The following is a 26,956-nucleotide window of genomic DNA, read 5'->3' as shown; positions in this document are numbered from 1 at the left end:
CATATTGAAGTTTGGAAAAAGAGTAAAATAAACTCAATGATGTAACATGGACCATGCTATGAAAAGGGTGGAGGGAGTCATGCATGATATATTGGTGGTTCGATCATATGAATCCGCTGTTTGCCGTCTTGGTGTTATGTCCAATAATTGCTGTGGTGCTTGGATGACTGTACATAGATTGCTTGATGCCATTGTAGGGTATAAAACATAGGTTATGTCCTTATACGTTTGGGATGAATTGGCCATAAGGAACTTCTGGGCTGATTGATGGACAATAGGGTATACTGGACATTATGTTTATGAGATTGTGCAAAAATATGAAACAAGACAGCATTACAGACGTTTTTTACATCAGGAGGACTTGAATTGGCTCAGACAGAAGGAACACTACAGAAGAAGCTTAAACCAAGACACATCAGTTTTATGGCTATGGGTGGTGTAATTGGAACGGGAATTTTCAAAGGCAGTGCAGAGACGATCGGACTCGCAGGTCCAGGCGTGATCGTCACGTACATTTTTGCCGGATTATTGCTGCTGGTTGTTATGGCCGCGATGGCGGAGATGGCTACGGTGTACAAGAACAAAAATATGAAAGACTTCGTACAAGAAGCATTCGGTAGCAGAGTGTCATTTGTAATGGGATGGATGTACTGTTTCCTATGGTTATCGGTGTGTGTCATTGAGGTGATTGCCGCCGGGAGCTTTTTGCAGTATTGGTTCAGTGAAGTACCGCTGTGGATGTTGAGTCTGGCTTGTGCAGCGTTTATTATACTGGTTAATCTGCTCAGTGTGGGTGTGTTCGGGGAATTTGAATTTTGGCTGGCTGGGATCAAAATCGCCATGATCATTATTTTTATTTTTCTGGGCGCAGGATTGATCTTTGGCATTATTCCAAGTGATAACACTCCTTATCTGCAAAATTATACGCAAGCAGGCGGGTTCTTCCCGAACGGGTGGTCATCGATCTTCTCGGCACTGCTAGTGGTCATGTTCTCTTATGGGGGATCGGAGCTGATTGGTCTGACCCTGACCGAGACGGAAAATGCAGAAAAAGTCATGCCCAAAATCGTAGGCAATTTCATGCTCAGAATTATTCTGTTCTTCACGTTGCCGATTCTCATCATCTGTGGACTCATTCCATGGAATGAGATCGGGCCGGAAAGCAGTCCGTTTGTACAGGTACTCGCATCTACGGGACTACCGGGAGCGGCACACATTATGAACTTTATTTTGGTGACGGCGGTTCTGTCTGCTGCGAATTCAGGTATCTATGGTGCATCCCGGATGATGCACTCCATGGCAGTGGGCGGGGAAGCTCCGAAGGCGTTGTCGCAGACGAATCGCAATGGCAGCCCTGTTAACACACTTCTGGTGTGCTCGGTCGTCCTGCTTGGAGGTTCCTTGCTTGGCCTGTTCGCGCAGGATCAACTGTTCCGCATATTGCTTGCGGTTCCGGGGTTTGTGGTAATCCTTGTGTGGATCTGTATTGCCTCATCGCAGCTAAAACTGCGGAAGAGATATCCGGTTCAACCGACATTCAAAGTCTGGGGATTTCCTTATATAACCGGAGTCGTCGTGTTGTGTCTCAGTGTCATTGCGGTGATGTTTGTGTTTGATGAAGGTAATCGGTTCAGCATTAGCATCTGTCTTGCCGTGCTCGCGTTACTGATGATCTGGTCCCTGATTCGATTCAGGAAGAAGAATTGAGCCGAAACATTTCTCTGAAATTAAGCCTAAGATTTTGGTTGAGAATTGGCGGCTAAAAAATGTCCTCTCCGTTATCGTGTAAATGATTCGTGCAACTTATATAGTTGACATTTATAAACGTAAAACAGACCGTTCATGATGATGAACGGTCTGTTTTTACGTTTCATTCTCTGCTCACGGCTCGCGGGTTGCTGTTAACCTCCACTAGGAATCATAACGGTAGCAGATCGCCTTGCCCCCGCTACTCTCGGAGCTGAATTCTTCATCTTCTTTAAAACCGAAACGCTCATATAAACGAATGGCGTTGACCATCTGACCACCCGTATATAAGTACACCGTATTTTTGCCCATCTCTTTGGCAGAATTTACGCATTGCTGGAGCAATTCTCTGCCGATTCCGTGGCCTCTCCATTGTGGATCGACACCCAACAGCCGAATAAACGGATAATCAATTGGCAATTCAAAGTTTGGATAAGCCTTATGCGCGGTTTCGAACAATTGAACGGTCCCCACAATTTGATCCTCAATCTTGGCAATCCACAATTGTTTGAGATGCGGGTTGTCCAGAGACTCTCTAATGTCTTTCAGGTAGGCTTCCCATCGATCATTTTGTTCAAATGTTTCCCGGTACTCGGCGTAACTTGCAACAAGAATATCAACAATCTCTGGATGGTCAGCTTCTGTGGCAGGTTGAATCGTAACGGCAGCCGTTGTCATCGTATAATTCCTCTTCTCTTATAGGTTAAGTATGGAATATAGTTTTCTTGCATTTTACCATAATTGACTCCATCGGATTAATTCAAATTTTCTATAGTTAACTCAGTCATTTCTATGGATCAGAGCACATCAGCGATTGAGCTGTGTGGAATACAGATGATTGCGATATTCGGTTGGCGTATTACCTTCGTATTGCTTGAACATGCGCAGGAACAGCTTGTAATCGGAGAAGCCGCACTGTCCGGCAATTTCTTTTACACTGGCATTGGTATTCAGCAGCAACTGTTTCGCCCGGCGAATTCGTTCTGTGAGGATATAGGTTTTGAGTCCAGTACCTTTCTCGCGTTTCACCATTTTGGAGATATAGTCTTTGTTAAAATTAAAATTTTCTGCAATCTGACTCACCGTAATGTTCGTATGCAGATGAATATCGACCCACTTGCAGATATGGTCCACAATCGCATTATGGGGGCGATAATCCGCCTCTATATTACGCTCCAGCTCTCTGAACAACAATAGCAAAGCTGCGTCTGCTTCCTCCGGTGAAAAGGAGGACACATGCAGCAATTGCTTGAATAACTGATGGGCCAGGGAAGGCACCTGAATGGTGGCATGTGTCCTAAAGCGATTGAATTCAGCCTGCAAGGCATCATAGTGAACCCAGTAAAAGCTAACGGGTGCGTCGCTAATCCGGTAGCCATAGTGGGTGCGATTTGCGCGCAGAAACAACAGATCGTTGGCACGAACCACATATTGTTCCTCTTCTTCCGCGATGAACATCTCACCTTCCAGCATCAAAATAATCTCGTGAACAGGCATGCTGCGTCTCATGTGGCTCCAGTTCCCTTCGGATATGAACTTGCCGCACAGGTAATGTTCCAGTGGCTTTTGCATAGGACGGATTTATCCACCTTTTCTTGGATTATGAGTCTGATGTAATTGTATTTTATTTGATAATATGAGGATATTCAAGCTCTGCAGTGGATTGATGAGTATTAGTCTTGTATCTAATAAAACGGATTTTACCCCTCAAGAATGAATGGATATCTATATAAGTTGAACTAATCATTTACATGATAACGGAGAGGACAGAAAAAACCTGAAAAAGCGGAGCGTTCGCCTTTATCCCTGGACTTTCCCTTGAGAAAGGGGATCAAAAAAATCTGGGGATAACAGCGATTGGAAGGTTATTCTGTCATCGTAGTGTCAGTGTAAATAATCTTTAGTTCAACTTATGTAGTACATCCCGAGAAGGAGTGAATGTAATGATTGATACGAAAAAAGGATTTCTGGGACCGGAACATGTAGATCTGTTAAATGGTGTTTTTCAAACATCACAAGAGGTTGGGGAGCGTTACCTGTTATCGCTGGATATTGATCGATTCCTGGCTCCGTGCTTCGAAGCCCATGGGTTACCGGCCCGAAAAGAACGCTACGCGGGGTGGGAGGCACGTTCCATCAGCGGGCATTCCCTCGGCCACTATCTGTCAGCGCTCGCTGTAACGTATCAAGCCACCGGAAATATCACATTAAAAGAAACGTTGGATTATGCGGTTACCGAACTGGCGAGAATCCAGCAGACTACGGGGAGCGGATATATCGGCGGTTTGTCCGAAGAGGCATTCCACATCGCATTCCGCGCCGAACATATTGGTGGATTCAACATCGGTGAATACTGGGTTCCCTGGTATAGTGTGCACAAAATCTATCGTGGTCTGATTGACGCCTATAAACTGACTGGCAACGGACAGGCACTTGAGGTGGTTACTCGATTTGCAGATTGGGCAGTAGAAGGTTTGCTCCCGATGACAGAAGAACAGATGCAGACGATGCTTCAAAGTGAACACGGGGGCATGAATGAAGTATTTGCACATTTGTATGGAATCACAGGCAAAGCCTTATACCTTGAGATCGCTAATAAGTTTACCCATCAATTGATTCTCAGACCATTGGAACACAAGCAGGATGATCTTCAAGGCAGACACGCCAATACCCAGATTCCCAAAGTGATCGGTGCAGCCGAGATCTACAACCAGGATCACTCCCATGAGAGTTACCGGACAGCGGCAGAATTTTTCTGGGATACGACCATTCATCATCGTTCCTACGTCTTTGGCGCGACGAGCATATCGGAGCATTATGAAGCGAAGGGTATGGAGAGTCTCGGGATCAAGACAGGAGAGAGCTGCTGTACCCACAACATGATGCATCTGACGAAACAACTTTTCGCCTGGAATCACGATAGCGCCTACATGGACTATTATGAAAACGCCATCTACAATCACCTCCTGGGCACGCAGGACCCGGATACGGGGAACAAAACGTATTTTGCCTCAACGCTGCAAGGTCACTACAAAATCTATGGTACACACGATACGGCTTGGTGGTGCTGTACAGGATCAGGCATGGAGAACCCGGGCAAATATGCCGAGGCCATCTATTTCGAAGACGAGCAAGACCTGTACGTCAACCTGTATATCGCTTCCCAGCTGGATTGGATGTCTCAGGGGATATCCCTGAAGCTCGAAACCGACTTTCCTTATTCGGAAAAGGTAACCCTGACGATCACCGGAGGCAGCGCCTCGGCCCATCTAAGACTACGCGTGCCCTCATGGCTGCAAGAGCCAATGACGGCAACCGTCAACGGGGATACGGAGCATCCGTATACACGGATGGAACCCGGCTATCTTTCCATCGACCGCACATGGACAGCGGGCGATGTCATTACCATCACACTGCCGATGTCGCTCCACCAGTACACTTCCCGGGATGATGCCCACAAAGTGGCCTTCCTGTACGGTCCGATTGTACTCGCCGGTGCACTTGGAAGCGAGGGTCTGCCTGAGGATACGATTGTGGACGAAACAGCACTGAATCCCAAGACTGCACCCGTACCTGTGATCTGGACGGAGCAGAAGGATGTACGGGAGTGGATCAAGGTCGTGGATGCAGGCACGTTAACATTTGAACTTAGCAAGGATGTCACTTCCACGGGCGAAGCCGTGAAGCTTGTTCCCTTCTATGATGTGCATCATGAGTTCTATACGGTGTATTGGCCGTTTAACGATGAAGGTGATGCACTTGAAAAAGAATTAAATGATATTACGATCGACAGGGTTCAGGCGGATGGTCAGCAGGATGAGATCGGACATCAACTGGATAGCAACTGCCGTGGGGAGCATCACAACGGGTCGTATACGGACAGTCGCAACAAGCTGCATATGTGGCGGGAGGCTTTTGGTGTCAGCGGGGCTTATTTCAGTTACCAACTGGCAGTGGATCGAACGGCATCCAATTATCTATGCGTGGCCTATTGGGGCGGAGATCATTCCCCATTTGAGAGGGAAGGTACGTTATATGATAGACGATTCAGCATTACCGTGGATGGAACTGTTATCGGAGAGCAGCGAATTCACATGAACAAAATCGGCGACGTATTTTATGTAACCTATGATATTCCTGAGTCCGTTACATCGGGAAAAGATAGCGTTACAGTGGTGTTCCAAGCGTTGGGTGACAACGGTTGCGCCGGAAAAGTCGTTGAGGTACGCACCACGCGGAGCAAACCGGAATCCATCTTTTCATAATAAGAGGCATGGTGTGAAAAGGCGCAAAACACAATGTTATAATGAAAATAAATTACGGTTAGTTGGAAGAGGAGGATGGAAGTGTGGCAAAACCCGATAATAAAGGTACTTATAACTTTCAGGATTGGTTAACATGGGAAGGATCTTGGGAATTAATTAACGGCAAAGCTTTTAATATGTCGCCAGTACCTACTTCATCGCACCAGTTTATTGTGGGTGAGCTGCACTTCTCCTTGCGGACTTTTTTTCAGAATCGAAAATGTTTCGTGTTTGTAGCCCCTTTCGATGTGTATTTTAGCGAAAACGAACAATATGATGTACCAGATCAAATTGTACAACCTGACCTATCGGTGGTGTGCTCGAAAGACCAGATTTCCAAAAGTGGCTGCCACGGTGCACCTTCTTTAATTATAGAGGTGTTATCGCCTTCTACTGCGTTAAAGGATTTTAACGAAAAATTTAACTTGTATCAGAAATATGGCGTGAACGAATATTGGATTGTTGACCCCGGCAATCAAACTGTCCATGTGTACTCGCTTGAGGATGGCAGTTACCAGACCCGTCATCTGTATACAGAACAGGAAACGATTCAATCCGTCGTGTATCCTGACTTGCGCATTTCGCTGGATTCGTTGTTCAAACTGAGGTAGTAGAACACAAAAAAATGATGAACCAACGCATAAGTGACGAAACGGGATGATCAACGTTTCGTCCCTTTTGCATTGCTCTTTTTTCAGACAAGTCTTATATAAAAAATGACACGCATAGATATTTTCCACGTATTACCTGATAACATTTCTTTTTCCATAAAATTTCCTGCCAAGTTCCACGTTGTCCCTGAAAATATGAAATGGGATAAGCCCAAACCACGTATATTATGAGTATCCGAGTATCCAATGTTATCCACCTGAGAGCGTTAACATCATGTACAATAAGAATAAGTTGAATAGGAAAATTACGACATAAAGAACTAATATATAACATAAAAGGAGGTCGGATGATTGAACATGATCAAGTACATAAAATTATTGGGGCTGATCTTCGGTATTGTGGCTGTGAATGTACTGGCATTCTCACCCGGCTTTATCGGGCTGAATTTCGAGGAGGGTGCATTCACAACTGCGCTATCCGTTACCCTTCTGTTCGGCAGTGCCATGGCACTCTTATATGGCAGTTACACCTTGCTGTTCAGACAGCCGGTAGTCCTGCCTGTGAAGCATATCGAAACACATGAAGATTATGTGGAAGCACTATCTTTCTATAGACGCATCAAAATCCTCGAAGAAGATATCACGCTCGGGCTGTCCCAACTAAGCCGGATGAAAAAGAAAAAAGAAACACTCCTGAACGTGCTTCATCAACGCTTTGATCCAGGGGAACTGAGCTACAAGAAATTCGCTTCGGTCACATTGGAAGTGGAGAAGCTGTTGTACCTGAACATCCGCAGTGTGCTGAACCGGTTGAATGTATTCGATGAAGCCGACTATGCCAACATGATGAAATCCAAGTCCTCCACACTTCCCCAGAAGCTTTTTCAGGAAAAAACCAAGGTATACAACGATTATCTGTCTTATGTGAAAAATTCGCTTCACACCAATGAGGAAATTTTGCTCAAGCTCGATCAGTTGTTATTGGAGATTTCACGCCTCGACAGCTTCGAAGCCGGAGATATTGAACAGATGCCTTGTATGCAGGAGATTGATCAGTTAATCAAGCACACCAAATTATACAGACAGTGAGGGGTTGCTCGTATGGCGAAGAAGGGAAAGTTTTTTTTCATATCGATTGTAATGCTGGTACTCGTATTCGGTCTGGTCTATGCAGGAATTACACTAACATCGAACTTTGGCAAGTCGACCACACAGGTGAGCACAGAGAATGCAGGTAAAGCGCTTGGTAAATTGTACTCGGATATTGCGCCAGCAACGGCGGAACCCGTCAAAGGGCAGATTGATCTCGACCCGGTCGATGTGGCAGAATCACTGCCGGATATCTCGAAATTTCCGATTGCTGTAGAGAATACAACGAATGATTACGTCGAAATCTTCTCTTCCACAGAGAAGTCGGGCAGCGGGGTAGACGGCTGGTTAACCGAGGTGGGTGAGGAGTTCAACCAAGCCAATATTACCGTTGGTGGCAAACAGGTGTCGGTCAAAATCCGCAACATCGCCTCCGGTACGGCTACCGATTATATCAAGTCTGGCAAGTATATGCCGGATGCATTTACACCTTCTAACGAACTATGGGGCGAGATGGTTGAGGCCAGTGGGGTGAAGACAGAGATGGTATCCGAGCGACTGGTCGGGAATGTTCCGGGTATTGTCATCTCCAAAGCCAAATATGATGCACTGGTTGATACGTACGGCTCCGTTAATGTAAAAACCGTAACCGAAGCCATTGCCAACAATGAACTCGCGATGGGATATACCGATCCATTTGCCAGCTCCACAGGACTGAATTTCCTGGTGACCGCACTGAATACGTATGATAGTACCAATCCACTCGGCGAGAAGGCCATTGAAGGATTCGAAAAGTTCCAGACCAATGTACCGTTTACCGCTTCAACAACGATTCAGATGCGAGAAGCTGCCAAGTCAGGCAGACTCGATGCCTTTGTACTCGAATACCAGACGTATGTGAATACCGCTGATCTGAAGAGTGGTTACGTCTTTACGCCATTTGGCGTGAGACATGATAGCCCGCTGTATGCACTCGGTCAATTGCCGCAGAACAAACAGGAGATCATCCAGAAGTTCGCGGAATTCGTCACTCAGGCGAAGTACCAACAATCGGCGGAAGAGTTCGGTTTCAACGGGCTACAGGATTACAAATCCGAGCTGGCTACCGTGGATGGCGGCACGTTGTTGTCTGCGCAGAAAGTATGGAAAGAGAAGAAGAACGGCAGTAAACCCATTGCCGCCGTGTTCGTGACGGACGTATCCGGAAGCATGGACGGTGAGCCGCTTAACCGACTGAAAGAGTCCTTGCGCAAAGGTCAGAAGTACCTGGGCACAGAGAACAGTATTGGATTGGTTTCTTACTCCAGCGGGGTAACTGTGAATCTGCCAATTGCCAAGTATGATACGAACCAGCAGTCCATGTTTGTCGGAACAGTCGATAGTCTGCAAGCTGGTGGCGGTACGGCGACTTTTGATGGGATCGTAGTGGCAATGAAGATGCTGGAAGATTATATGGCTGCTAATCCGAACGTGAAGCCGCTGATTTTTGTCCTGAGTGATGGCGAGACCAACGAAGGTCATACCCTCAAGGATATCCGGGATCTGGTCGAGACGTACAAAGTGCCGATCTATACGATTGGATACAACGCGGACATCAAGGCTTTGGAGAGCATCTCCAGCATTAACGAGGCTGCAAGCATCAATGCCGATACCGACGATGTCGTATACAAGATCGGTAACCTGTTTAACGTACAGATGTAAATTTATTAATACGAAGACGTAGAGTGCAGAACCGATCTGAAGAAGCATAGCGTTCGCCTTTATCACTAGATTTCAACCGATTAAAGAGGAAGATGAAGAAATCTGGGGATAACAGCGATCGGAGGATGGTACTGCAATCGGAGTCACTCGCGTGGCATATCAATCATTTTACAGCACGTATCTAAAGGGGGAACTGCAGATGTCATTTTCAATGGAGATACCGAGCCAGAAAGAAATTCAGAAGGTCATTGAGGAAGAAGTGAAACCCGTGCCCGCCGAGGTCGCGGAGCTTCAACAAGTGGCAAATGCCAACGTAGAGATGATCATGACACTGGATCTTGAATCCCTGGAGAAGCGCAAAGAGATTCTGCAATCCATTGACGGCTTTGGCATGAACACGATGAGATCCTCTTCCGAGAAAAACGCCTTGCTTCAAGTCTCCGTTGGACATCTGTCCAAGACGGGAGACGAGGGCGGTCAGGTCGCCAAAGGCTTGACCGAGCTGCATATGCAACTGAAGGATCTCGACCCGAGCGTGGTCGATTTCGCCAAGACCGGTTTTCTCGGGAAATTGTTCAATCCGCTTCGCGCTTATTTCCTGAAATATCAGAAGGCTGACGCAGTCATCGCTGACATCGTAACCTCCTTGGATAAGGGCAGATCCACACTCCGTAACGATAATACAACGCTGGAGATTGAACAACAGAACCTGAGAGAACTCACCAAGCGACTACAAAAGGAAATCCAGCTTGGTGTGCTCATGGATGAATCCATCGACGCCCAGATTGAAGCGGCGAAGGTCCGCAACGAGGACCCCGAGAAAGTTCGTTTTATCACGGAAGAAGTACTGTTCCCTCTTCGCCAACGGGTCATGGATCTGCAGCAGATGTTGGTTGTGAACCAGCAGGGTATCATGGCGATTGAAGTGGTGATCCGCAACAACAAGGAACTGATCCGAGGGGTAGACCGGGCGAAGAATGTAACGATCTCGGCACTGAAAATTGCCGTTACTGTAGCGAGTGCTTTGTATAACCAGAAGATTGTATTGCAGAAGATTGAATTGTTGAACCAGACAACCAACGATCTGATCGCAGGTACTTCCAAAATGCTCAAAGATCAGGGGATTGCCATCCAAAAGCAGGCGTATGAAGCCAGCATTTCCGTGGATACGATGAAACAGGCGTTCACCGATGTGTTGTCAGCGCTCGATTCAATCAGTCTTTATAAGCAGGAAGCTCTGCCAAGAATGCGCGAGACGATTAACCAGTTCCGTGAACTTGCGGATACCGGAGAGCAGCAAATTCAGCGGTTGGAGAAGGGGCAGAAGCTGGGGCTGTGATCAGGAGAGAGAGAAATAAATACGTATTAGATTGTCCTCTTTATTTATAATTAGAAAAAGCGACCTTTCTCCATTAAGTATGGGGAATGGTCGCTTTTTGGGCTTCTATAAAGATAGGTACTAGTTGTCATACCCCAAACTTCTTGCATAAGCGTATAACTGTTGTTCGCATTGGTTCATTAGAACACCAGCGGTGTTTACTTTGGCATTACCCTGTTTTAGTAACGTGTAATTCACTTTGTTCTTGGATACTGCTTTTTGGTACAAGAGGTACCCTTCGAGCTGAGTGTAACTTGCCTTGATAAATGTGGCGTGGATTTTCTTAAGTTTCGGGTTGGTAGGCTTGATTTGTTTTGCCTTGGATACCAATTTTGTATAATTGGGGATCACCGTATTCGTAAGTTTAAGATACATGGACTTGCGATTCGTTGAAGTTACCTGTGTATCGATGCTTTCCAAAGCGGTAAAAGCTTTGGCCTCATAAGTTTCAAGCGCAAATAACTGAGTAGTGTACTCCTTAAATTCTTCATAACTCTGATCTGAATATGTAGAGGTTGCTACTTTGGCTGCATCGGCAGAAGCGGCTGGAGAGAAAAGCACTCCGCCAAGCAAAACAAAACTGGTAATCAATGATATAATCCACGACTTCTTCAAATGTAATGTCATCCTCCTTTTGTTTGTATTCCATTGGATAATCTAACATATCAATACCAGAAATTACAGGAATGTATTTACATTATTATGGTGATAAACCTTTCTTAAAATCCCTCTCAATGACGATGCTGTATGGTGTATGACGATTTGAATGTTCAGTCTTTCAACACGACATTGTCAGGCCTGTAATGAATGATCTTGAACAATTCCTCAGCCATGTAGGCGGGGCTGTGCTTGAAGTCTTGTCTGATCCACTCCATGATCATGCCGAATATCGCATGAGACTGGTAACTTGCCAGCAGTTCATGGTTAATGTGCTGCGGGAAGATTTGGTTCAGGTCCTGTAAGGAGAGATCTCGAAGAACATCACAGATCATGCGCTGGAAGTTGGAAGAAGCCTCGGATTGCACAACCAGTGTGTAGAATTGTGCGTGTTGGTGAACATGCTCAAATATAGTGATTGCCGAAGAGGGCATCAGACCAACCTCGAACTCTTTCAAGCCTTGATAGGGTTTGCGAAAAGAAGTCACCAGATCCTGAATCACATCATCAATGATCTCGTTGAACAGGTCTTCTTTGTACTGATAATGTCGGTAGAAAGTTCCCCGATTCAGGTCGGCACGCTGCACAATATCCGTAATCGATATTTCTTTAAAGGGATGTTTTTGCATCAAATGGATGAGTGCATCCTTCAGTGCAGCTTTTGATTTTTTAATTCTTCGGTCCATCGAATTCGGAGTTTCAGACATCTATTTTCCTCCTCGCTATATAAGTTGAACTAAAGAATATTTACACTGGCCACTTCGATGACAGAACAACCTTCCGATCGCTGTTATCCCCAGATTTTTTGATTCATTTATAAATGGTAAATCCGGGGATAGCATATGCTTCCGATGCAGCTTTCTTCCAGAAAGCTTTTAGGCGAACGCTTGCGCTTCTTCAGGTTATTTCTGTCCTCTCCGTTTCGTGTAAATGTTTAGTTTAATTTATATAGTTCGCTTTATTAGTTAAAGAACAAAAAGGCTTATTAGTGTTGTTTAACGTACAACTGGACAAGCTTTTACTGATTGAAGTGAAACGCTATGACTTATTATACTAAGGATAGGAGTTAATGAACATTTGTTTGTTAACTTATTGTAAACGAATACACAAAGGAGGATACATGGAATGAAACTTCAAGATAAAGTTGCAGTTGTTACAGGTGCTGGTTCAGGTATGGGGAAAGCAATTGCCACGTTGTATGCTCAAGAAGGCGCGAAAGTCGTCGTATCGGATATTAACGAAGAATCCGCACAAGCGGTAGTCAATGATATTAAAGCACAGGGCGGAGAAGCGATTGTCGTTCTGGCCAATGTAGCCAAAGAAGAAGATGTGCAAAATCTGGTTGATACGACGGTTAGCACATACGGTACAGTAGATATTCTGGTTAACAATGCGGGAATTATGGATGGCATGGAGCCGGCAGCAGATGTAACGGATGAGAAGTGGGAGAGATTGTTCGCTGTGAACACGACCAGTGTGATGCGGACAACGCGTAAAGTATTGCCGATCTTCCTGGAAAAACAAAAAGGTGTTATCGTGAACATTGCTTCGGCAGGGGGCCTACACGGCGGACGTGCAGGAGCAGCGTATACGGCTTCCAAACATGCGGTCGTGGGCTTCACCAAAAATACAGGGTACATGTATGCTGAGCAAGGCATTCGCTGTAATGCGATCGCTCCAGGCGCTGTGGCAACCAATATCAGCTCCTCCATGACAGGTATTAGCCATTTCGGTGCAGGGCGGCAACAGCTTGGGATGGCAATCAACCCACGCATCGGGACGAGCGAAGAGATCGCCAAAGTGGCGTTGTTCCTTGGATCTGACGAGTCCAGCTTCGTGAACGGAACTGTCGTTACAGCAGATGCTGGCTGGAGCTCTTACTAATCCATTCAAGTGCAGTCGAGCATGGAGTACGGAAATAATGTGTAAATTCAGGAAGCCGCATGAGTATATGCGGCTTCTTTTTTTTGCACCTATGCACCTACGTACTGTGGATAACAACTCATAGTTCGTGTAGGACAAACGTTTGCATTACTACACGGATGCTCGAAATGAATCAATCTGAGGGTGGCTTTGGCTTGGAAAAGAGTGAGGATTCACGCACGATCAGACGATGGGGAATAATGACCGGATTATGAGGCTGTGATTCCCCGCTTAGAATTTTCAACAACACCTGAACGGCTGTGTAGCCAAGCTGATAGGTTCCGATATCTATAGAGCTTAGTGGGGGTGAAGCCAGTTCTGATAAAGCAATATTGTTAAAACTGACGACACTGATATCTTCAGGCACCAGATAATGAAGCTCGGCAAGAGCTCTCAATACCCCGAAGGCCACGTTGTCATCAATGACAACAATTGCGGTGGGTCTGTCCGGTAAGGACATGAACAGCGACATGGCTCTGAATCCACTTTCCTGGAGGAATTCGCCTTCCACAATCCAATCACTATTCGCATCCAGCCCGGCTTGGGCGAGCGCTTTTTGGTATCCTAGCATGCGATCATGCGATAACGTAATGTCCGGTGGTCCGCTGACAAATCCAATTCGAGTATGTCCCTGGGCGATCAGATGATGCGTCGCATCATAAGCGGTCTGCACATTATCGTTATCCACCATGGGGGCATTTGGATGAGCTTCACTGCGACCGATTAACACAAAAGGAAACTTTTCCGCTTCCAAAAATGAAATGATAGGATCGTCCCGTTTGGACCCAAGCAGCAGAATGCCATCCACCCTACGACCATGCACGAGGCGGGATATCGCATGCAATTCATTGTCTGATGATGTTTCGGTTGTTAGCAGCAATTCATAATTCATACGGGTGGCATGCGTAATAATACCTCGCAGCAATTCTCCGAAAAAGTAATTTTGAAACAACTCTTCTGCAGGACGCGGAAGCATAATCCCAAGGGTATGTGTTGTTTTAGACACGAGGCTCTTCGCCATGATGTTGGGATGGTAGTTCAATTCTTTCATGATTTGCTTCACTTTGAGAGACGTCTCGGTGCTGATTCTGGGATGGTTGGAAATCACCCGTGACACTGTAGAAGGGGAAACACCCGCCAATTTGGCAATATCCTTGATCGTAATCATGTGAAAAAATCCCTTCTGAACAATCGTATAAATATTCTCCTATGGTAATCCAAAGGATATGAGAAATCAATTGCTAACTGCCGAGTAAGGGATGCACGTGAAGTAAAATTAAGGAAGAAAGAGTCAGAACAAGGAAACAGGAAATTACTGTAGATAGAAGAAAGAAATTGGTTGAAATTGAACAAATATGGCTTGTGCAAACGTTTGTGCAAAGAAAGTGCAGTATTGTATGATGTGATTGTTATTGTAGCGCTTACATCGGTGGAATTACATACTTCTTGACTTGTTTCTCCCTACATATTGAACGGATAGGTAATCTTGTCTTCCATTTGAGCAAACGTTTGTACAACGGTGATTATGGAATGCGAAACCTGACAACATACGCAGACAAAAGGGTGAAAAGCGCGAACTTTGTTGGACCAAGCAGAGGGAAGGGGACATTTTACATGAGAAAATGGCAAGGGGCAACATTGTCCGTCATGATGGCTTTTACACTGGCTGCGTGCTCTACGGGAGGTGGAAGCACATCTCCAACAACGGCAGGTGAGAATCCGGAGGAGGTTGTACAACTGACAGCCGAGAACCTGCAGCCTGAAGAAGGCGCAACCCTGGTGATCTGGGAGGACAAAAATCAAAGCAGCTTTATTGAGCAAAGAGCCAAAAAATTCGAAGAGAAGTATGGGGTAACCGTCAAAATGGAGGAGTTGCCTCCAACCGATCAGGTAACCAAGCTGACCACGGATGGCCCGGCGGGTCTGGCGGCAGATGTTGTCGTTTTCCCACACGATAAGATTGGTAGCGCTTCAGAGGCGGGACTTATTCTGCCCAACGACATATTCGAAGCAGAGACCGTAGAGAACACCAGCGACAACGCACTGAAGGCGGTGACGTTCAAGGATATTCTGTACGGCTATCCGTACAGCGTGGAGACCTATGCCCTTTTCTATAACAAGGCACTCTATCCGGAAGCTCCGAAAAACTTCGATGAGATAATCAGTTTCGCCAAGACGTTCAATAATGTGAAGTCCAATCAGTATGCGTTGATGTGGGAATTGCAGCAATTTTACTATAATTATGCGTTCCTGGCTTCGCAGGGCGGTTATATTTTCGGGGACAACGGGATGGACAGTGCAGATCTCGGTCTGAATAACGAAGGAGCCCAGAAGGGTGGACAGTTCTTGCAGACGCTGAAGTCGGAAGTGCTGCCGCTTAAGATGGGTGACGTGAACTATGATATCAAAAAGGGATTATTCTCCAGCGGCAAGCTGGCTATGGACATTAACGGTCCATGGACCATTGCTGATTATCGCAATGCAGGTATTGATTTTGGCGTTGCTCCGCTTCCTGCAATCGATGGCAAACCGATGACCTCCTTCTCAGGCGTTAAAGCCTATTATGTGAATGCATTTACGCAATATCCGAATGCGTCGAAGCTCTTGGCAGCGTTCCTTTCCAATGAAGAAGCTCAGATGGAGAACTTTGACCTGAACGGTACACTTCCTGCGAACAAGAACGTGGCTGCTGATCCGAAGCTGCAGGAGGACCCAATCAACAAGGCGTTCTTGGAACAGTTCAACAACTCAACACCGATGCCTTCGCTTCCTGCCATGGACAGCGTATGGGGACCGATCACTTCGGCCATTACGGATATATGGGATACCGATAAGGACGTGAAGGCATCACTGGATAACGCTGTGAAACAGATCCAGGAAAGCCTTGCAACCGTCCAATAAGGACGAACGACCAGGTTAGCAATAGGCGGGGAGGAGAGAGCGAATGCAACAGCAGCATGTCCCGGTGCCTGTTGGACCGAACAGGGAAAGACAACATCGGATGACAGCGGCCATATGTTCCATCATACTGCAAGGTCTTGGACAGCTGTACAATCGACAATGGATTAAGGGGATTTGTCTACTGTTACTGGAGGGGGCAGGGCTTGCGTACCTGCTTCCTCGCCTGTCACAGGCCGTATGGGGCATATGGACACTGGGGGAAAATACACAGCGTTTTGTCAAAGTGAATGGTTCCACTGTACTTCAAAGGGGAGACCATTCCATCTTTTTGCTGCTTGATGGCATTATCGTACTGCTGGTGTTTTTTGTGTTTATCCTAATCTACATCCTGAATATTCGGGATGCATACGTCACGGGGCTCGCGAGGGAGGAAGGCAAGCAGACCCTGGGCGCAGCGGCATCGCTTCGGAACATGATGGACAAAAACTTTCCGTATCTGTTCCTGTCCATCCCGGCACTGGGTATTCTTTTCTTCACCGTTATGCCCATCCTGTTTACGATCACGATCGCGTTTACCAACTATTCGGCCCCGGATCATATTCCGCCAGCAAAACTCGTGGACTGGGTAGGCTTCAAGACGTTCAGTGATCTGATCCAACTGAAATCCTGGAGTCAGACATTCTACGGCGTTCTGACCTGGACGGTCATCTGGGCCATCCTTGCGACAGTCACCACCTATTTTGGAGGCGTGTTAGTAGCACTGTTGATTGAACAGCGTGGCATACGCTTCAAGAAGCTGTGGCGGACGATCTTTATTTTGCCTTATGCGATCCCGCAGATCATCTCCTTGCTGCTCATGCGAAATCTGTTCAATGGTCAGTTTGGTCCGATCAATACGTACATGAGAGCGTTTGGGCTCGAGGGATTACCCTGGCTGACAGATCCGTTCTGGGCTAAGGTCACCGTTATTGTCGTCAATATGTGGATCGGTATTCCGGTCAGTATGGTGCTGATTCTGGGTGTATTGACAGCCATCCCTCGTGACCTCTATGAGGCTGCCGAAGTGGACGGAGCATCTGCGTTTCAGAAATTCCGGATCATTACCATGCCGTTCATTCTTTTTGCCACAACCCCGGTACTCATCATGCAATTCGCCGGAAACTTCAACAACTTCAATGTCATCTTCCTGCTGACCAACGGGAATCCGCTGCGGGGAGACTACCAGTACGCAGGGGCAACGGACCTGCTGGTGACCTGGCTCTACAAGCTCACACTCGACAATAACAAATTCAACATGGCTTCAGCAGTAGGTATTATCATCTTCCTTATTATCGCTTCATTCTCTATCTGGAACTTCCGCCGCTCCAAATCATTCAAGGAGGAGGACATGATTCAATGAAGACACGTAATAATCCGCTGCGTTTGGCCCTGAGTTATGTGCTGTTGCTGATCATCGCCGTTGTCTCCATCTATCCGGTACTCTGGATCTTTCTCTCTTCCCTGAGACCCGGTGCGGCATTATTCAGTGAACGGTTATGGCCGGAAGCTTTCACGCTGACCCATTACGGCGAGCTGTTCAATAACCCGTCCTTTATGTACGGCAGATGGTATATGAATACGCTGAAAATCGCCTTTTTCACAATGATCTTCTCCACGTTGATGGTGACACTCGGGATGTATGCCTTGTCCCGCTTCCGCTTTCGTGGACGTAAAACGATTCTCTCCACCATGCTAATCCTCGGCATGTTCCCGAGTTTCATGAGCATGATTGCAATCTATATCATTTTGCTGCAAATTAAATTGCTCGACACCCACGCTGCGCTCATTCTGGTCTATTCATCAGGAGCGGTACTGGGCGGATTTATCGTCAAAGGTTTCTTTGACACCATCCCGCGCAGCCTGGACGAAGCGGCGCGCATGGATGGTGCGAGTCACCTGCGGGTATTCACCAGCATCATCCTGCCCTTATCCAAGCCAATGCTAACTTATGTGGCGCTGACCAGCTTCACGGGTGCGTGGATGGACTTTATTTTTGCTCGATTGGTGCTGCGGACAAAGGAAAACTGGACGCTTGCAGTAGGCATGTGGGATCTGGTCAACCGGTATCAGGACAGTAACTTTACGATGTTCGCTGCGGGTGCAGTTCTGATCGCCATTCCAATTACACTGCTGTTTGTTTTCCTGCAGCGATTCCTTGTTCAGGGTCTGACGGCAGGAGCCTCTAAAGGGTAAACCGTGCCATAACAGCATAGTCAGCCGCGATACTTGCGGCACTCCAACCAGGCACTTCCGTGATGTCATGTCTTTGTCGACTGGCACTGCAGCGGAAGTGCCTGGTTCTGTATGGGCTCGAATCATGATTAGGGAGGAACGTGATGTATGGGCATGAACCCGTCCAGTGAGCCTGAGGTTATGGGATACCAAGATGGACAAGCTGCGTTGCATAATACCAAAGCTCCGCGAACACTATGGCATAATGTCACTTTCCGCAGGATATTGTACGGCTACGGGATCTCGGTCTTTGGGGATTGCTTCAATGGGATTGCGATCAGCCTGTGGGTGCTACAGACCACCGGGAGTGCGAAGAGTATGGCGGCCGTACAGATCTGCAATATGGCCGTCAGCTTTCTGTTTGGATCGGTGGCGGGTACGGTCGCGGACCGATTGGATCGCAGGAAGCTGATGCTGGCCTCGGATGTATTTCGGGGCGTAATGGCTGTACTGATTGCGATTAGCTTGTTCGGTTGGCATGCGCCGTTCCCGGTGGTGCTGCTGTTGCTTTCGCTATCCATGTTTTCAAGTCTTTTTCAGGCACCTGCATTCCACGCCTCTGTAGCAAGTATGGTAGGCAGGGAGCATATTCAACAAGCAACCGGAACCATTCATATGGTAGATAATCTTGCCCGGATCAGTGGATTAGCCGCTGCGGGAGTGGCTGTTGCTGCCTTTGGCGGATTCGTTGCCATATTAATTACAGGGGCAACCTTCCTGTTGTCCGCAGCCTGTGTAGTGATGGCGGGCCGCTTTCCTGAGGTACAGCGATCCATTAATCAGCAGACCACGTTTGCTCAGGAGTGGCGCAGTTCGTTTGGCTACATCTATCGGAACCCTTTGATCCGTTCAATCGTATTGCTCAATCCGGTGCTGATTTTGTTTTTCATGTCGGCCATGATGCTGGTTCAAGTGATGGCGGTCAAGGTATGGGAGGCGAATCCGGTGCAGTTTGGATTAATTGAAACCTGTATTCCACTCGGATACATGATTGGCTCTGCAGTGCTGATTGCTTCAGGAAAACGATTGAAGCGAAGAGGGAGATGGGTGTTTATCGGTCTGATTGTGTTGGGACCAATATATATTCTTCTATCGAACATATCCTCGCCAATGATGGCACTGCCGTTCATCGTGGGCGGAGGCGCGATGTTCGCCTGCTGCACAATGCTCACCCAGATTATGCTGAGGACAGCGGTTCCGGACGAACTGCAAGGAAGAGTCTATGGCGTGGTGGGCACCATTACCAGTACGGCGCCCATTATGGGATTGACGGTGGTCTCCATATTGGCAGATCAATGGGGGGCAGCTTCTGTACTGCAAGGTGTGGGCATACTGCTGCTGGCAACAGGGATTCTGGCAGCGACAACATTGAAGTCGATTCGAACCTATCATTAGAAATGTGAGAAACTTATATAGCTAATCCAATAGCAAAACCCGGAGCATACGCTGTGTTAGCGTAACTCCGGGTTAGCTTATAGACGGATTATCTTATTGCCAGTTTACATTAACTGTGGCTGTACCGCTGGCTGGTGTGGTGAATGTGTGGTTGGAACCACCTTCCCACGTAATGGTCGCACCATTTTTCTTGAAGAATTTGAACTCCAGTTGTTTCCCGGCTGGCACGCTCACATCATAGTACCAAGTTGGGTAGGCATGGATAACCTGATTGAAAGCAGGCCCAATAGCTGTTGCACCTGTACTCCAGTTGCCGAGTTCTGCCACGTTACCTGTCAGATAGATGTTCTGACCCAGTGTGGTGGAAGCATTGTTAATGACAAATCGTACAGTGACCTGATCACCCGTAAGGATGGTGAAGTTGTTATACGCATTGCTGTTGACGCCATTCGCAGCTACTTTTACAGCATAATTGCCTGCGGCAACAGCTGGGATCGTAACTTTAATCTGTGTATCTTCCCAGGATGTAATGGCTGCACCGGTAACGGCTGATGTACCGAAGTATACCGTGCCTTTGGTGGAACCGAATCCGCGTCCGCTAATCGTAACGACATTACCCGGTTTGCCCATGACAGGACCCACATGCCCGATGGTTGGTGTCGTTTCGCTCGTGGTATACTGCCAGACCGCGGTTGCTCCGGCAGCCAGCGTGAATGAAGAGACGTTGCCGTTGGTGGAAGTGATGTTATTACCGTTCAGCGCGCCGCCCAGTACATCGGTGTAGTTGCCTGTTGGAAGTGAAGTACTCAGATTCGTGATACTTGTTGAATTGGAGAGATTGCGATTCACTGCAACCACGGCTACACTGTTACCGAATTTGCGTTCATAGACGTACACATCATTACTGATCCAGCGCTGCTGGGTAGATCCATACGCGATAGCCGGATTCGATTTACGCAGAGGTGCCAGCTTGCTGATCACGTTGAAGGCAGTGGTTGTTTTGGAGAAGGATGGCATTTTGGCCCGATTATCAGGATCCCCGTTACCCGTCAGATACTGTTCGGTACCATAATAGATGGCAGGTACGCCGCGTGAAGTCAGCGTGAAGGCCAGCGCCTGTTCCAGACGACGATTGTTCACGGCACTTGTTTTGAACCGATCCATATCATGGTTGTCGATGAACGTAACTTGATCATTCACCTGATTGTAATCTGCGGCTGTGCCTGTAATCATCGAATCCAGAGCATACATGTTGGATGTGTTATCCCGGAAGACGTTACGTACAGCAGAGTTAAAGCGGAAATCAAGCAGGCTCATTCCGGATTCATTGGCAAATTCCGTGTTATCCGCATCGGATGCAGCAGATCCCAGGAACCATTCACCGAAGGTAAATACAGGTTTATGTGCATAGATGGAGGACATCCAGCTCTTTTGCCAGCCGAGAGGCATATGTTTCACCGCATCAACACGAATGCCGTCCACGCCCATATCAAGCCAGAGCTTGATCGCATCTTTGAAATATTGATCAATGGTACTGTTATTGTGATTCAGGTCAGCCAGGTCATAGAGGTTTTTGTAAATACCATTCTCCAGGGAGGAAAAATCGGAGCCGCCGTTGTGATGGAAATATCCATTCGTATCATTCGTGTATCCGCCAACAAGATTACCGTTATCGTACAACTTGCCATTCTCAGCAAAGGACGTGTCGGTTTCCATGGCAGGAGACGTATGGTTCGGTGCAAAGTCAATTACGATCTTGATACCTTTGGCATGAGCGGTTGTAATCAGATTTTGAAAGTCAGCCATTGTTCCGAAATACGGATTGGTCTTCTTGAAATCACGTGCCCAGTAGCCATGATACGCTGTGTTGATCACGCCGCCGTAGTTGATGGTAGCGAAGATATTTTCAACCGGTTGGGAGATCCACAATGCCGTAACGCCCAAATCGCTAAAATAGTTATCGTTGATTTTGTTGATCAAACCCTGCCAGTCGCCGCCACAATACAGCTTCAGGTTGCTACAAGTGGCATCGTAGGCAGCTCCGCTGGGGTTGTTGGAAGGGTTGCCGTCCAGGAAGCGGTCCGTAAAGATCTGATAGATGACGTCTGTACTAAAGTTCTGCTTGTTGGTAACCGCGGTATCTGCATCGGCATAGATCGCGGAAGCAGGCAGATAGGGAAGTGCGCCCCCTGCAAGTAAACTGAGTGTCAGTGTTGTGCTGAGGAGTACGCGTTTGGCCATTTGAAACATAGTAATCCACCCTTCTCGTGAATGTCGTAGTTTAGATAAACAACCAACCTAGCTCTTGAATAATAGCGCTTTCAATACAACGGGATGATATGCAGTGGATTGCAGACTTCCCTCCTTTTGACACGCCAACAACCCCGGTATCTCCTTCGGGAGTTACCGGGGTTGTCCTAAACCGCTCTGGTTTAAAAGCATGGCCCTCGAGTTATGATCACAACGCTATCGTAAGAAATATTGGATCTTATGTCAATAACTTTTTTGAGAGCATTTATTTTCTATTTTTATGTTTACAAAAGCATGTCCGGGGATTTAAACTATTCGCAGATTCACAATATAAGGGCTATGTATTCCAGGGACATTCACGTGTTCTGGGACAACCCCGTCTCTTCTGAGGCGGGGTTATTTGTCTATGATGCAGTCGAATCGGGAGAAGAAAGGCGGTTGATGATCAGTTGAGTACCCATTCTGTCATTGAATGTTTGGAAGGCGTTCAGGCCTCGCAGCTCGGCAATATTCGCAACATCTATGTGTACCTCCCGCCAGGTTACCATGAGCAGACAGACCGGCAGTATCCTGTGCTGTACGTTCATGCAGGGCAACGGGCTTTTGGTCCATCTGGGCCAGGCAATGAAACGTGGAATATGGATCAGGCAGCGGACGGTCTTATTGCCTCCGGGCAGGTTGAATCACTGATTATTGTCGGTATTGCGCATGTCCGTCCAGTCACGCACAACGAATTCTACCACTTCATCGCTCCTGAGAGAGAGGCCGTGAGTGTGGGGTGCTCAGGCATCGCCTATGAACATTTCATCATTCATGAGCTTAAACCGCTCATTGATCATCGTTACCGTACACTGCCGGACAAGTCGAATACCGGGCTGTTGGGTTCATCTGCCGCGGCACTTTGTACCTTGCACATGGGGATGCGAAATCCGGATGTTTTCGGAAAACTGATCATGATGTCTCCATTCTATGTGGATGTGCAGCTGGACGAAACGTCGGATAGCGGACTGTTGGAAGAAAACATGTACCGTCTGCCAGAGGAGGTACCCGCCGTTCGAATGTGGATGGATATTGGAGATACGGAAGGTTTGTTTCTGCCCTCCCAGGTCAGAAGGGTGGCTCATCAATTGCATGAACGGGGAGTCAGGTCGGGTGAGGAGTTGGCATTTCTCGAACAGCCGAATGCATGTCACCAGGAAGGCGACTGGGGAGCACGCGTTCACCTCCCGTTACTGTACATGTTCGGTCACGTGGGTAAGCCATCTTCGCTCGAACTGCTTGGTAGGGATGTCATCGGGCTACAGGGTGGAATGAATGTCTGCATTAATGCACGTATTCATTACGAAAGCGGATTGGTCCAGAGTCTGTTGCAAGGAAACTATACATCGAGTGCCCCGGATGTACTTCAGGTTCTTGCGAGTGGAGAGTTAATTCCGGTCGGTATTGGAAGTGCATCCATCACTCTGACTGTGGGGGAACTGTCTACTACACGCATCTATACGGTCATTCCTGAATTGTCTACGCACGTAGAGGTGTGCATTCGTGCAGAAGTAGCTCCCGATGAAGATTCGGAGGAAACGATATATGGCGGCATGGGCATGAAACTGGTTCGTTCCGGTAAAGGTCGATATGAAGGTTGTTACCGAGTCCCGCGCGATAGTGGGTTCTCCTTCCGGTTTACACGTGGTTTCCGGCGTTTTGAGACTAATGTGGATGGCAAGCCTATTGCCAATCGGGTATTTCGAGCAGCAGATGATATGTCTGTGCATTACCAAATCCAGTCATGGGGCAGTACGTCTGCCAAAATGGGAACAGGAGGCCAAAAATGATCATTCACTCATTCGCTCCGGTGCTGGACATTCCCTATTATTATCCCTGCAATTTTCCTCTGATTCATGAAGTGCTCCAGCGGCAAGGATCCATCACAAGTCTGGCACTGCTAGCGGCAAGTCGATTGTACAGCCTTCCTTCGTGCGGGGATAACGGACTGGTGAAGCCTTATTTTCACAAGCTCGATTATGTAGAACCGATCTGGGAGATGTATGGTCAGCGGGAGCTGTGCAGCTTCGAAGAGGGGAAGACGCTGATCCGGCAGCATATCGGCGAAGGTGGGCTTTTTTTGGCTACAGGAACCAGTTATCATCTGCCTTACTGTGAGGATTATCAGAATCCCCAGTACATTCGCAAACACGTGAAGCAAGGCTCCCGACTGCATCTGGTAGACCATTGGATTGCCGTGTATGGTATGGAAGATGAGCATGTCCATGTCTATGATCCCGTTCCCTCCAAATATATGGGGAAGGTTGCTCAAGCGGCCTTTCATGACTTCTGGAAAGGTAACCAAAGCATCCCCGAGCTTGCACAGGCCAAGCGCAAAGAAGAACTTCGGACGTATGGCACCATGGACATTCGGGCGACTGTGAAACTGGACTTAGCGGGTTATCGCGAGATGTTGACCCAGGCGCTGACAACACAGATTGAAGAATTTCTGGCAGGCAGGACGATTACACAAGGAGAGCGCAATTATTATTTTGGACATGCGGTATCGCTGCAACTGTTACATGCACTGCATGAGGCGAATGAAGGGGAGCAGGGCAATGAAATGCTGATATCCGGTCTGCTGTTTGATATGCGGTGGAGCCGATATTTCCTCCGGGATTTGCTTGAGGAGTCTGCCTTATGGCTAGGTTCTCCTCTTGATCGATATGCGAGAGAATTTAGCGAAATTATCATCCGGTGGGAGAAGGCATATCATAGGCTTCAGGTCAGTCGGATGAAGCAGCGTGAGCAGTGGAAAGTACAGCTAACAGGTGTAATTAAAATGTTGGTTACCGATGAATGGCAATGGTATGAGTCACTTCGACAGTCCATACCTCAGGCAGATTGCTTCCAACGTCAGACCGTGCCGATGATTGGACAAGAACACAGGGAGGCTTTGCTCCGAATCGTGTTAGATAGTTGCCAGGAGTTGAATGCATACCATAATACATCGATTCCACTTGGTGAGGGTGGTAACGTTCCGCTGTACGGACGAAGTGGGCAATTGGATTCGCTCGAACTCGTGTCATTGCTTGCAGTAGTAGAGCAGGGAATTGAAGATCGATGGGGTACGGGTATGGGAGCCGCTCTGGCGGAGATGGCAGCTGCTTCTTTGCCGGAAAGCCCCTATCAGACCGTAGGTTCCCTGGTTGATTATCTCGCACAGCAATGGTCGCCTGCCCGTGAGGAGGATACAGGATGGTGAACCAATTCTTGCTTGAGCGATTCGCAGAACAGGGAGAGCATCCTGCGCTGATCTGGAAGGATCGGGAGTACAGCTACCGTTGGTTGCTGGAACAGGTTGGCATCATGAGTGCGTGGATTAAGGCAGAAGGGCTGACAGGGCAACTCGTCACGCTGGAGGAAGACTATTCCCCTTATGCCGCGGCAGCTTTGATTGCTTTGCTCGGACAAGGTTGTATCGTGCTTCCGATGGATCGGTATCTGGTTGAAGTCAAACGACAGGAATACATCCTGCTGGCACAAGTGAAGTGGCGTTTGGGTGTTGAAGAAGGCAAGTTGCGCATTCGGCAAACGTGTGACTCCTCTGGAGAAGTTCCTTTGTTGTTATCGTCACTTGAACAGGAAGGCGTAGGGGGACTGGTACTCTTTTCGTCTGGATCAACCGGAGTAAGCAAGGCGACTGTTCATCGTGCAGACCGGCTATTACACGGTTATCGGCGACAGGTTCGGCCTTTGCGAACGATTCCATTCATGATGTTTGATCATATCGGCGGTGTAAATACCATGTTACAGACCCTGTCCAGTGGGGGTTGTCTCTGTATCATTGCGGATCGATCACCTGAAGTAGTGTGCCGGACGATTGAGAAGTTTCGTGTGCAGGCCCTGCCAGTCTCCCCAACATTCATGAATCTGTTGCTGCTGGGCAGAAATGATGAGGGGTACGATCTGTCCAGTCTCGAAGTGGTGTCGTACGGATCGGAAGTGATGCCAGAAGCTGTTCTGACAGCCTGGAACCGGAAATTTCCCCAACTAAGGACGATACAAGCCTATGGCATGTCTGAACTTGGCATTCTGCCGACCCGCTCCAAAGAGCCAGGTTCGTTACTATTCTCCATTCAAGATGATGGGGTCAAGTGCCGGGTCGTGGAAGGAGAATTGCAGATCTATACGGAAACCGCGATGATCGGTTATCTGAATGCACCATCCCCTTTTACAGAGGACGGGTGGTTGCGTACAGGCGATGAAGCCGTGCTGGAGCAGGGATACATTCGTATTCTGGGACGTCGTTCCGAGATCATTAATGTGGGTGGACGGAAAGTGTATCCTGCCGAAGTTGAAGGTGTTCTGGAACAGATGGAATGTATAGAAGCAGCGGTCGTTTCGGGAGATCAGAGCGGTATCACTGGTCAGAGGGTGAAGGTGACCGTACGACTGGCTACAGAGTGTACTCTTACAGATCTGCGGCGATCCATCTGGGCATATTGTCGGGACAAGCTGCCTTCATACAAAATCCCGCAGAAAATCGTGATTACACAAGAGGTGCTCGTAAATTCGAGAATGAAGAAAATACGAAAACCGATGATTCCGGTGCCTTTCTCCTCGTCTGGGGAAGAGGTCGCGGCCACCACTGAACATCAGGCTGGAGAGTAGAGAACCGCATCAATACTTGTAAGACTCCAAATAGGCTGTCCCTGGTCGTCAATATGACCTAGGAGACAGCCTCTTTG

General features: G+C 47.6%; 20 protein-coding genes. 14 read left to right on the top strand and 6 right to left on the bottom strand.

What is annotated here, in order from left to right:
• Positions 1 to 366: 366 nt before the first annotated feature.
• Entirely contained in the window at positions 367 to 1,707 is a 1,341-nt protein-coding gene (locus FS628_RS09620) for an amino acid permease (RefSeq protein WP_145321170.1), read from the top strand.
• 204 nt (positions 1,708 to 1,911) lie between these two features.
• Here the strand turns inward: FS628_RS09620 and FS628_RS09615 are convergent, their stop codons facing one another.
• The gene (locus FS628_RS09615; RefSeq protein ID WP_145321168.1) at positions 1,912 to 2,424 is read right to left on the bottom strand and encodes a GNAT family N-acetyltransferase; all 513 of its coding nucleotides are present in this window, start codon (positions 2,422 to 2,424) and stop codon (positions 1,912 to 1,914) included.
• 129 nt (positions 2,425 to 2,553) lie between these two features.
• Positions 2,554 to 3,318 carry a helix-turn-helix transcriptional regulator gene (locus tag FS628_RS09610; protein ID WP_145321166.1) on the bottom strand — a complete coding sequence of 255 codons (765 nt, stop codon included), beginning with the start codon at positions 3,316 to 3,318 and terminating at the stop codon, positions 2,554 to 2,556.
• 371 nt (positions 3,319 to 3,689) lie between these two features.
• On the opposite strand from FS628_RS09610, the gene FS628_RS09605 reads away from it, so the two are divergent.
• The 5 genes from FS628_RS09605 to FS628_RS09585 all read left to right on the top strand — a co-directional run bounded on the left by FS628_RS09605 (position 3,690) and on the right by FS628_RS09585 (position 10,790).
• Positions 3,690 to 6,011 (top strand): beta-L-arabinofuranosidase domain-containing protein, encoded by a 2,322-nt coding sequence (locus FS628_RS09605; RefSeq protein WP_145321164.1) that lies wholly within the window; start codon positions 3,690 to 3,692, stop codon positions 6,009 to 6,011.
• Between the two features lie 83 nt (positions 6,012 to 6,094).
• Positions 6,095 to 6,661, top strand: a complete 567-nt coding sequence (locus FS628_RS09600) for a Uma2 family endonuclease (RefSeq protein ID WP_145321162.1) — start codon at positions 6,095 to 6,097, stop codon at positions 6,659 to 6,661.
• A gap of 357 nt (positions 6,662 to 7,018) precedes the next feature.
• Positions 7,019 to 7,750, top strand: coding sequence for a hypothetical protein (locus FS628_RS09595; protein ID WP_145321509.1), 732 nt, complete (start codon positions 7,019 to 7,021; stop codon positions 7,748 to 7,750).
• A gap of 12 nt (positions 7,751 to 7,762) precedes the next feature.
• Positions 7,763 to 9,451 carry a vWA domain-containing protein gene (locus FS628_RS09590; protein ID WP_145321160.1) on the top strand — a complete coding sequence of 563 codons (1,689 nt, stop codon included), beginning with the start codon at positions 7,763 to 7,765 and terminating at the stop codon, positions 9,449 to 9,451.
• 199 nt (positions 9,452 to 9,650) lie between these two features.
• Positions 9,651 to 10,790: a toxic anion resistance protein gene (locus FS628_RS09585; RefSeq protein WP_017690481.1), complete on the top strand. Its 1,140-nt coding sequence runs from the start codon at positions 9,651 to 9,653 to the stop codon at positions 10,788 to 10,790.
• Between the two features lie 120 nt (positions 10,791 to 10,910).
• Here the strand turns inward: FS628_RS09585 and FS628_RS09580 are convergent, their stop codons facing one another.
• Together FS628_RS09580 and FS628_RS09575 are read right to left on the bottom strand one after the other, a co-directional pair.
• Complete coding sequence (locus FS628_RS09580; protein WP_222125204.1) at positions 10,911 to 11,456, bottom strand: hypothetical protein; 546 nt, start codon at positions 11,454 to 11,456, stop codon at positions 10,911 to 10,913.
• A 143-nt stretch (positions 11,457 to 11,599) separates the two neighbouring features.
• Positions 11,600 to 12,193, bottom strand: a complete 594-nt coding sequence (locus FS628_RS09575; protein WP_145321156.1) for a TetR/AcrR family transcriptional regulator — start codon at positions 12,191 to 12,193, stop codon at positions 11,600 to 11,602.
• A 418-nt stretch (positions 12,194 to 12,611) separates the two neighbouring features.
• Between FS628_RS09575 and FS628_RS09570 the strand changes: the two genes are divergently transcribed.
• The gene (locus FS628_RS09570; protein ID WP_145321154.1) at positions 12,612 to 13,370 is read left to right on the top strand and encodes an SDR family oxidoreductase; all 759 of its coding nucleotides are present in this window, start codon (positions 12,612 to 12,614) and stop codon (positions 13,368 to 13,370) included.
• 172 nt (positions 13,371 to 13,542) lie between these two features.
• Here FS628_RS09570 and FS628_RS09565 read toward each other — a convergent pair whose 3' ends face one another.
• A complete protein-coding gene (locus tag FS628_RS09565) occupies positions 13,543 to 14,577 on the bottom strand; it encodes a LacI family DNA-binding transcriptional regulator (protein WP_145321152.1) in 1,035 nt (344 codons plus the stop codon).
• Positions 14,578 to 15,023: 446 nt separating this feature from the next.
• Between FS628_RS09565 and FS628_RS09560 the strand changes: the two genes are divergently transcribed.
• From FS628_RS09560 to FS628_RS09545, 4 genes are all read left to right on the top strand, one after another.
• Positions 15,024 to 16,310, top strand: coding sequence for a sugar ABC transporter substrate-binding protein (locus FS628_RS09560; protein WP_145321150.1), 1,287 nt, complete (start codon positions 15,024 to 15,026; stop codon positions 16,308 to 16,310).
• Between the two features lie 43 nt (positions 16,311 to 16,353).
• Positions 16,354 to 17,709, top strand: coding sequence for a sugar ABC transporter permease (locus FS628_RS09555; protein ID WP_047841752.1), 1,356 nt, complete (start codon positions 16,354 to 16,356; stop codon positions 17,707 to 17,709).
• Positions 17,706 to 18,542, top strand: coding sequence for a sugar ABC transporter permease (locus FS628_RS09550; protein ID WP_017690474.1), 837 nt, complete (start codon positions 17,706 to 17,708; stop codon positions 18,540 to 18,542). The genes FS628_RS09555 and FS628_RS09550 overlap by 4 nt, the downstream gene beginning before the upstream one ends.
• 147 nt (positions 18,543 to 18,689) lie before the next feature.
• Positions 18,690 to 19,976, top strand: coding sequence for an MFS transporter (locus FS628_RS09545; RefSeq protein ID WP_145321149.1), 1,287 nt, complete (start codon positions 18,690 to 18,692; stop codon positions 19,974 to 19,976).
• 93 nt (positions 19,977 to 20,069) lie between these two features.
• Here the strand turns inward: FS628_RS09545 and FS628_RS09540 are convergent, their stop codons facing one another.
• The gene (locus FS628_RS09540; protein WP_145321147.1) at positions 20,070 to 22,226 is read right to left on the bottom strand and encodes an alpha-amylase family glycosyl hydrolase; all 2,157 of its coding nucleotides are present in this window, start codon (positions 22,224 to 22,226) and stop codon (positions 20,070 to 20,072) included.
• Positions 22,227 to 22,675: 449 nt separating this feature from the next.
• Between FS628_RS09540 and FS628_RS09535 the strand changes: the two genes are divergently transcribed.
• From FS628_RS09535 to FS628_RS09525, 3 genes are read left to right on the top strand one after another with little or no spacing between them, the layout of a single operon-like run.
• The gene (locus FS628_RS09535) at positions 22,676 to 24,055 is read left to right on the top strand and encodes an alpha/beta hydrolase (protein WP_145321145.1); all 1,380 of its coding nucleotides are present in this window, start codon (positions 22,676 to 22,678) and stop codon (positions 24,053 to 24,055) included.
• On the top strand, positions 24,052 to 25,470 hold the full coding sequence (locus FS628_RS09530) for a hypothetical protein (protein ID WP_145321143.1): 1,419 nt from the start codon (positions 24,052 to 24,054) through the stop codon (positions 25,468 to 25,470). Before FS628_RS09535 ends, FS628_RS09530 begins: the two co-directional genes overlap by 4 nt.
• Positions 25,464 to 26,879, top strand: coding sequence for an ANL family adenylate-forming protein (locus tag FS628_RS09525; RefSeq protein ID WP_145321141.1), 1,416 nt, complete (start codon positions 25,464 to 25,466; stop codon positions 26,877 to 26,879). The genes FS628_RS09530 and FS628_RS09525 overlap by 7 nt, the downstream gene beginning before the upstream one ends.
• The last annotated feature ends 77 nt before the right edge of the window (positions 26,880 to 26,956 follow it).

Source organism: Paenibacillus xylanexedens, assembly GCF_007676705.1.
Lineage (GTDB): Bacteria > Bacillota > Bacilli > Paenibacillales > Paenibacillaceae > Paenibacillus > Paenibacillus xylanexedens_C.
The sequence above is the reverse complement of the archived record's forward strand: the minus strand, read 5'-3'. Positions and strand labels throughout refer to the sequence as shown.

Excerpts from the sequence above, each read along its gene's own strand:
- FS628_RS09615 (WP_145321168.1), bottom strand. The coding sequence starts at position 2,424 with ATGACAACGGCTGCCGTTACGATTCAACCTGCCACAGAAGCTGACCAT.
- FS628_RS09610 (WP_145321166.1), bottom strand. The coding sequence starts at position 3,318 with ATGCAAAAGCCACTGGAACATTACCTGTGCGGCAAGTTCATATCCGAA.
- FS628_RS09605 (WP_145321164.1), top strand. The coding sequence starts at position 3,690 with ATGATTGATACGAAAAAAGGATTTCTGGGACCGGAACATGTAGATCTG.
- FS628_RS09595 (WP_145321509.1), top strand. The coding sequence starts at position 7,019 with ATGATCAAGTACATAAAATTATTGGGGCTGATCTTCGGTATTGTGGCT.
- FS628_RS09590 (WP_145321160.1), top strand. The coding sequence starts at position 7,763 with ATGGCGAAGAAGGGAAAGTTTTTTTTCATATCGATTGTAATGCTGGTA.
- FS628_RS09585 (WP_017690481.1), top strand. The coding sequence starts at position 9,651 with ATGTCATTTTCAATGGAGATACCGAGCCAGAAAGAAATTCAGAAGGTC.
- FS628_RS09580 (WP_222125204.1), bottom strand. The coding sequence starts at position 11,456 with ATGACATTACATTTGAAGAAGTCGTGGATTATATCATTGATTACCAGT.
- FS628_RS09575 (WP_145321156.1), bottom strand. The coding sequence starts at position 12,193 with ATGTCTGAAACTCCGAATTCGATGGACCGAAGAATTAAAAAATCAAAA.
- FS628_RS09570 (WP_145321154.1), top strand. The coding sequence starts at position 12,612 with ATGAAACTTCAAGATAAAGTTGCAGTTGTTACAGGTGCTGGTTCAGGT.
- FS628_RS09565 (WP_145321152.1), bottom strand. The coding sequence starts at position 14,577 with ATGATTACGATCAAGGATATTGCCAAATTGGCGGGTGTTTCCCCTTCT.
- FS628_RS09560 (WP_145321150.1), top strand. The coding sequence starts at position 15,024 with ATGAGAAAATGGCAAGGGGCAACATTGTCCGTCATGATGGCTTTTACA.
- FS628_RS09555 (WP_047841752.1), top strand. The coding sequence starts at position 16,354 with ATGCAACAGCAGCATGTCCCGGTGCCTGTTGGACCGAACAGGGAAAGA.
- FS628_RS09550 (WP_017690474.1), top strand. The coding sequence starts at position 17,706 with ATGAAGACACGTAATAATCCGCTGCGTTTGGCCCTGAGTTATGTGCTG.
- FS628_RS09545 (WP_145321149.1), top strand. The coding sequence starts at position 18,690 with ATGGGCATGAACCCGTCCAGTGAGCCTGAGGTTATGGGATACCAAGAT.
- FS628_RS09540 (WP_145321147.1), bottom strand. The coding sequence starts at position 22,226 with ATGTTTCAAATGGCCAAACGCGTACTCCTCAGCACAACACTGACACTC.
- FS628_RS09530 (WP_145321143.1), top strand. The coding sequence starts at position 24,052 with ATGATCATTCACTCATTCGCTCCGGTGCTGGACATTCCCTATTATTAT.
- FS628_RS09525 (WP_145321141.1), top strand. The coding sequence starts at position 25,464 with ATGGTGAACCAATTCTTGCTTGAGCGATTCGCAGAACAGGGAGAGCAT.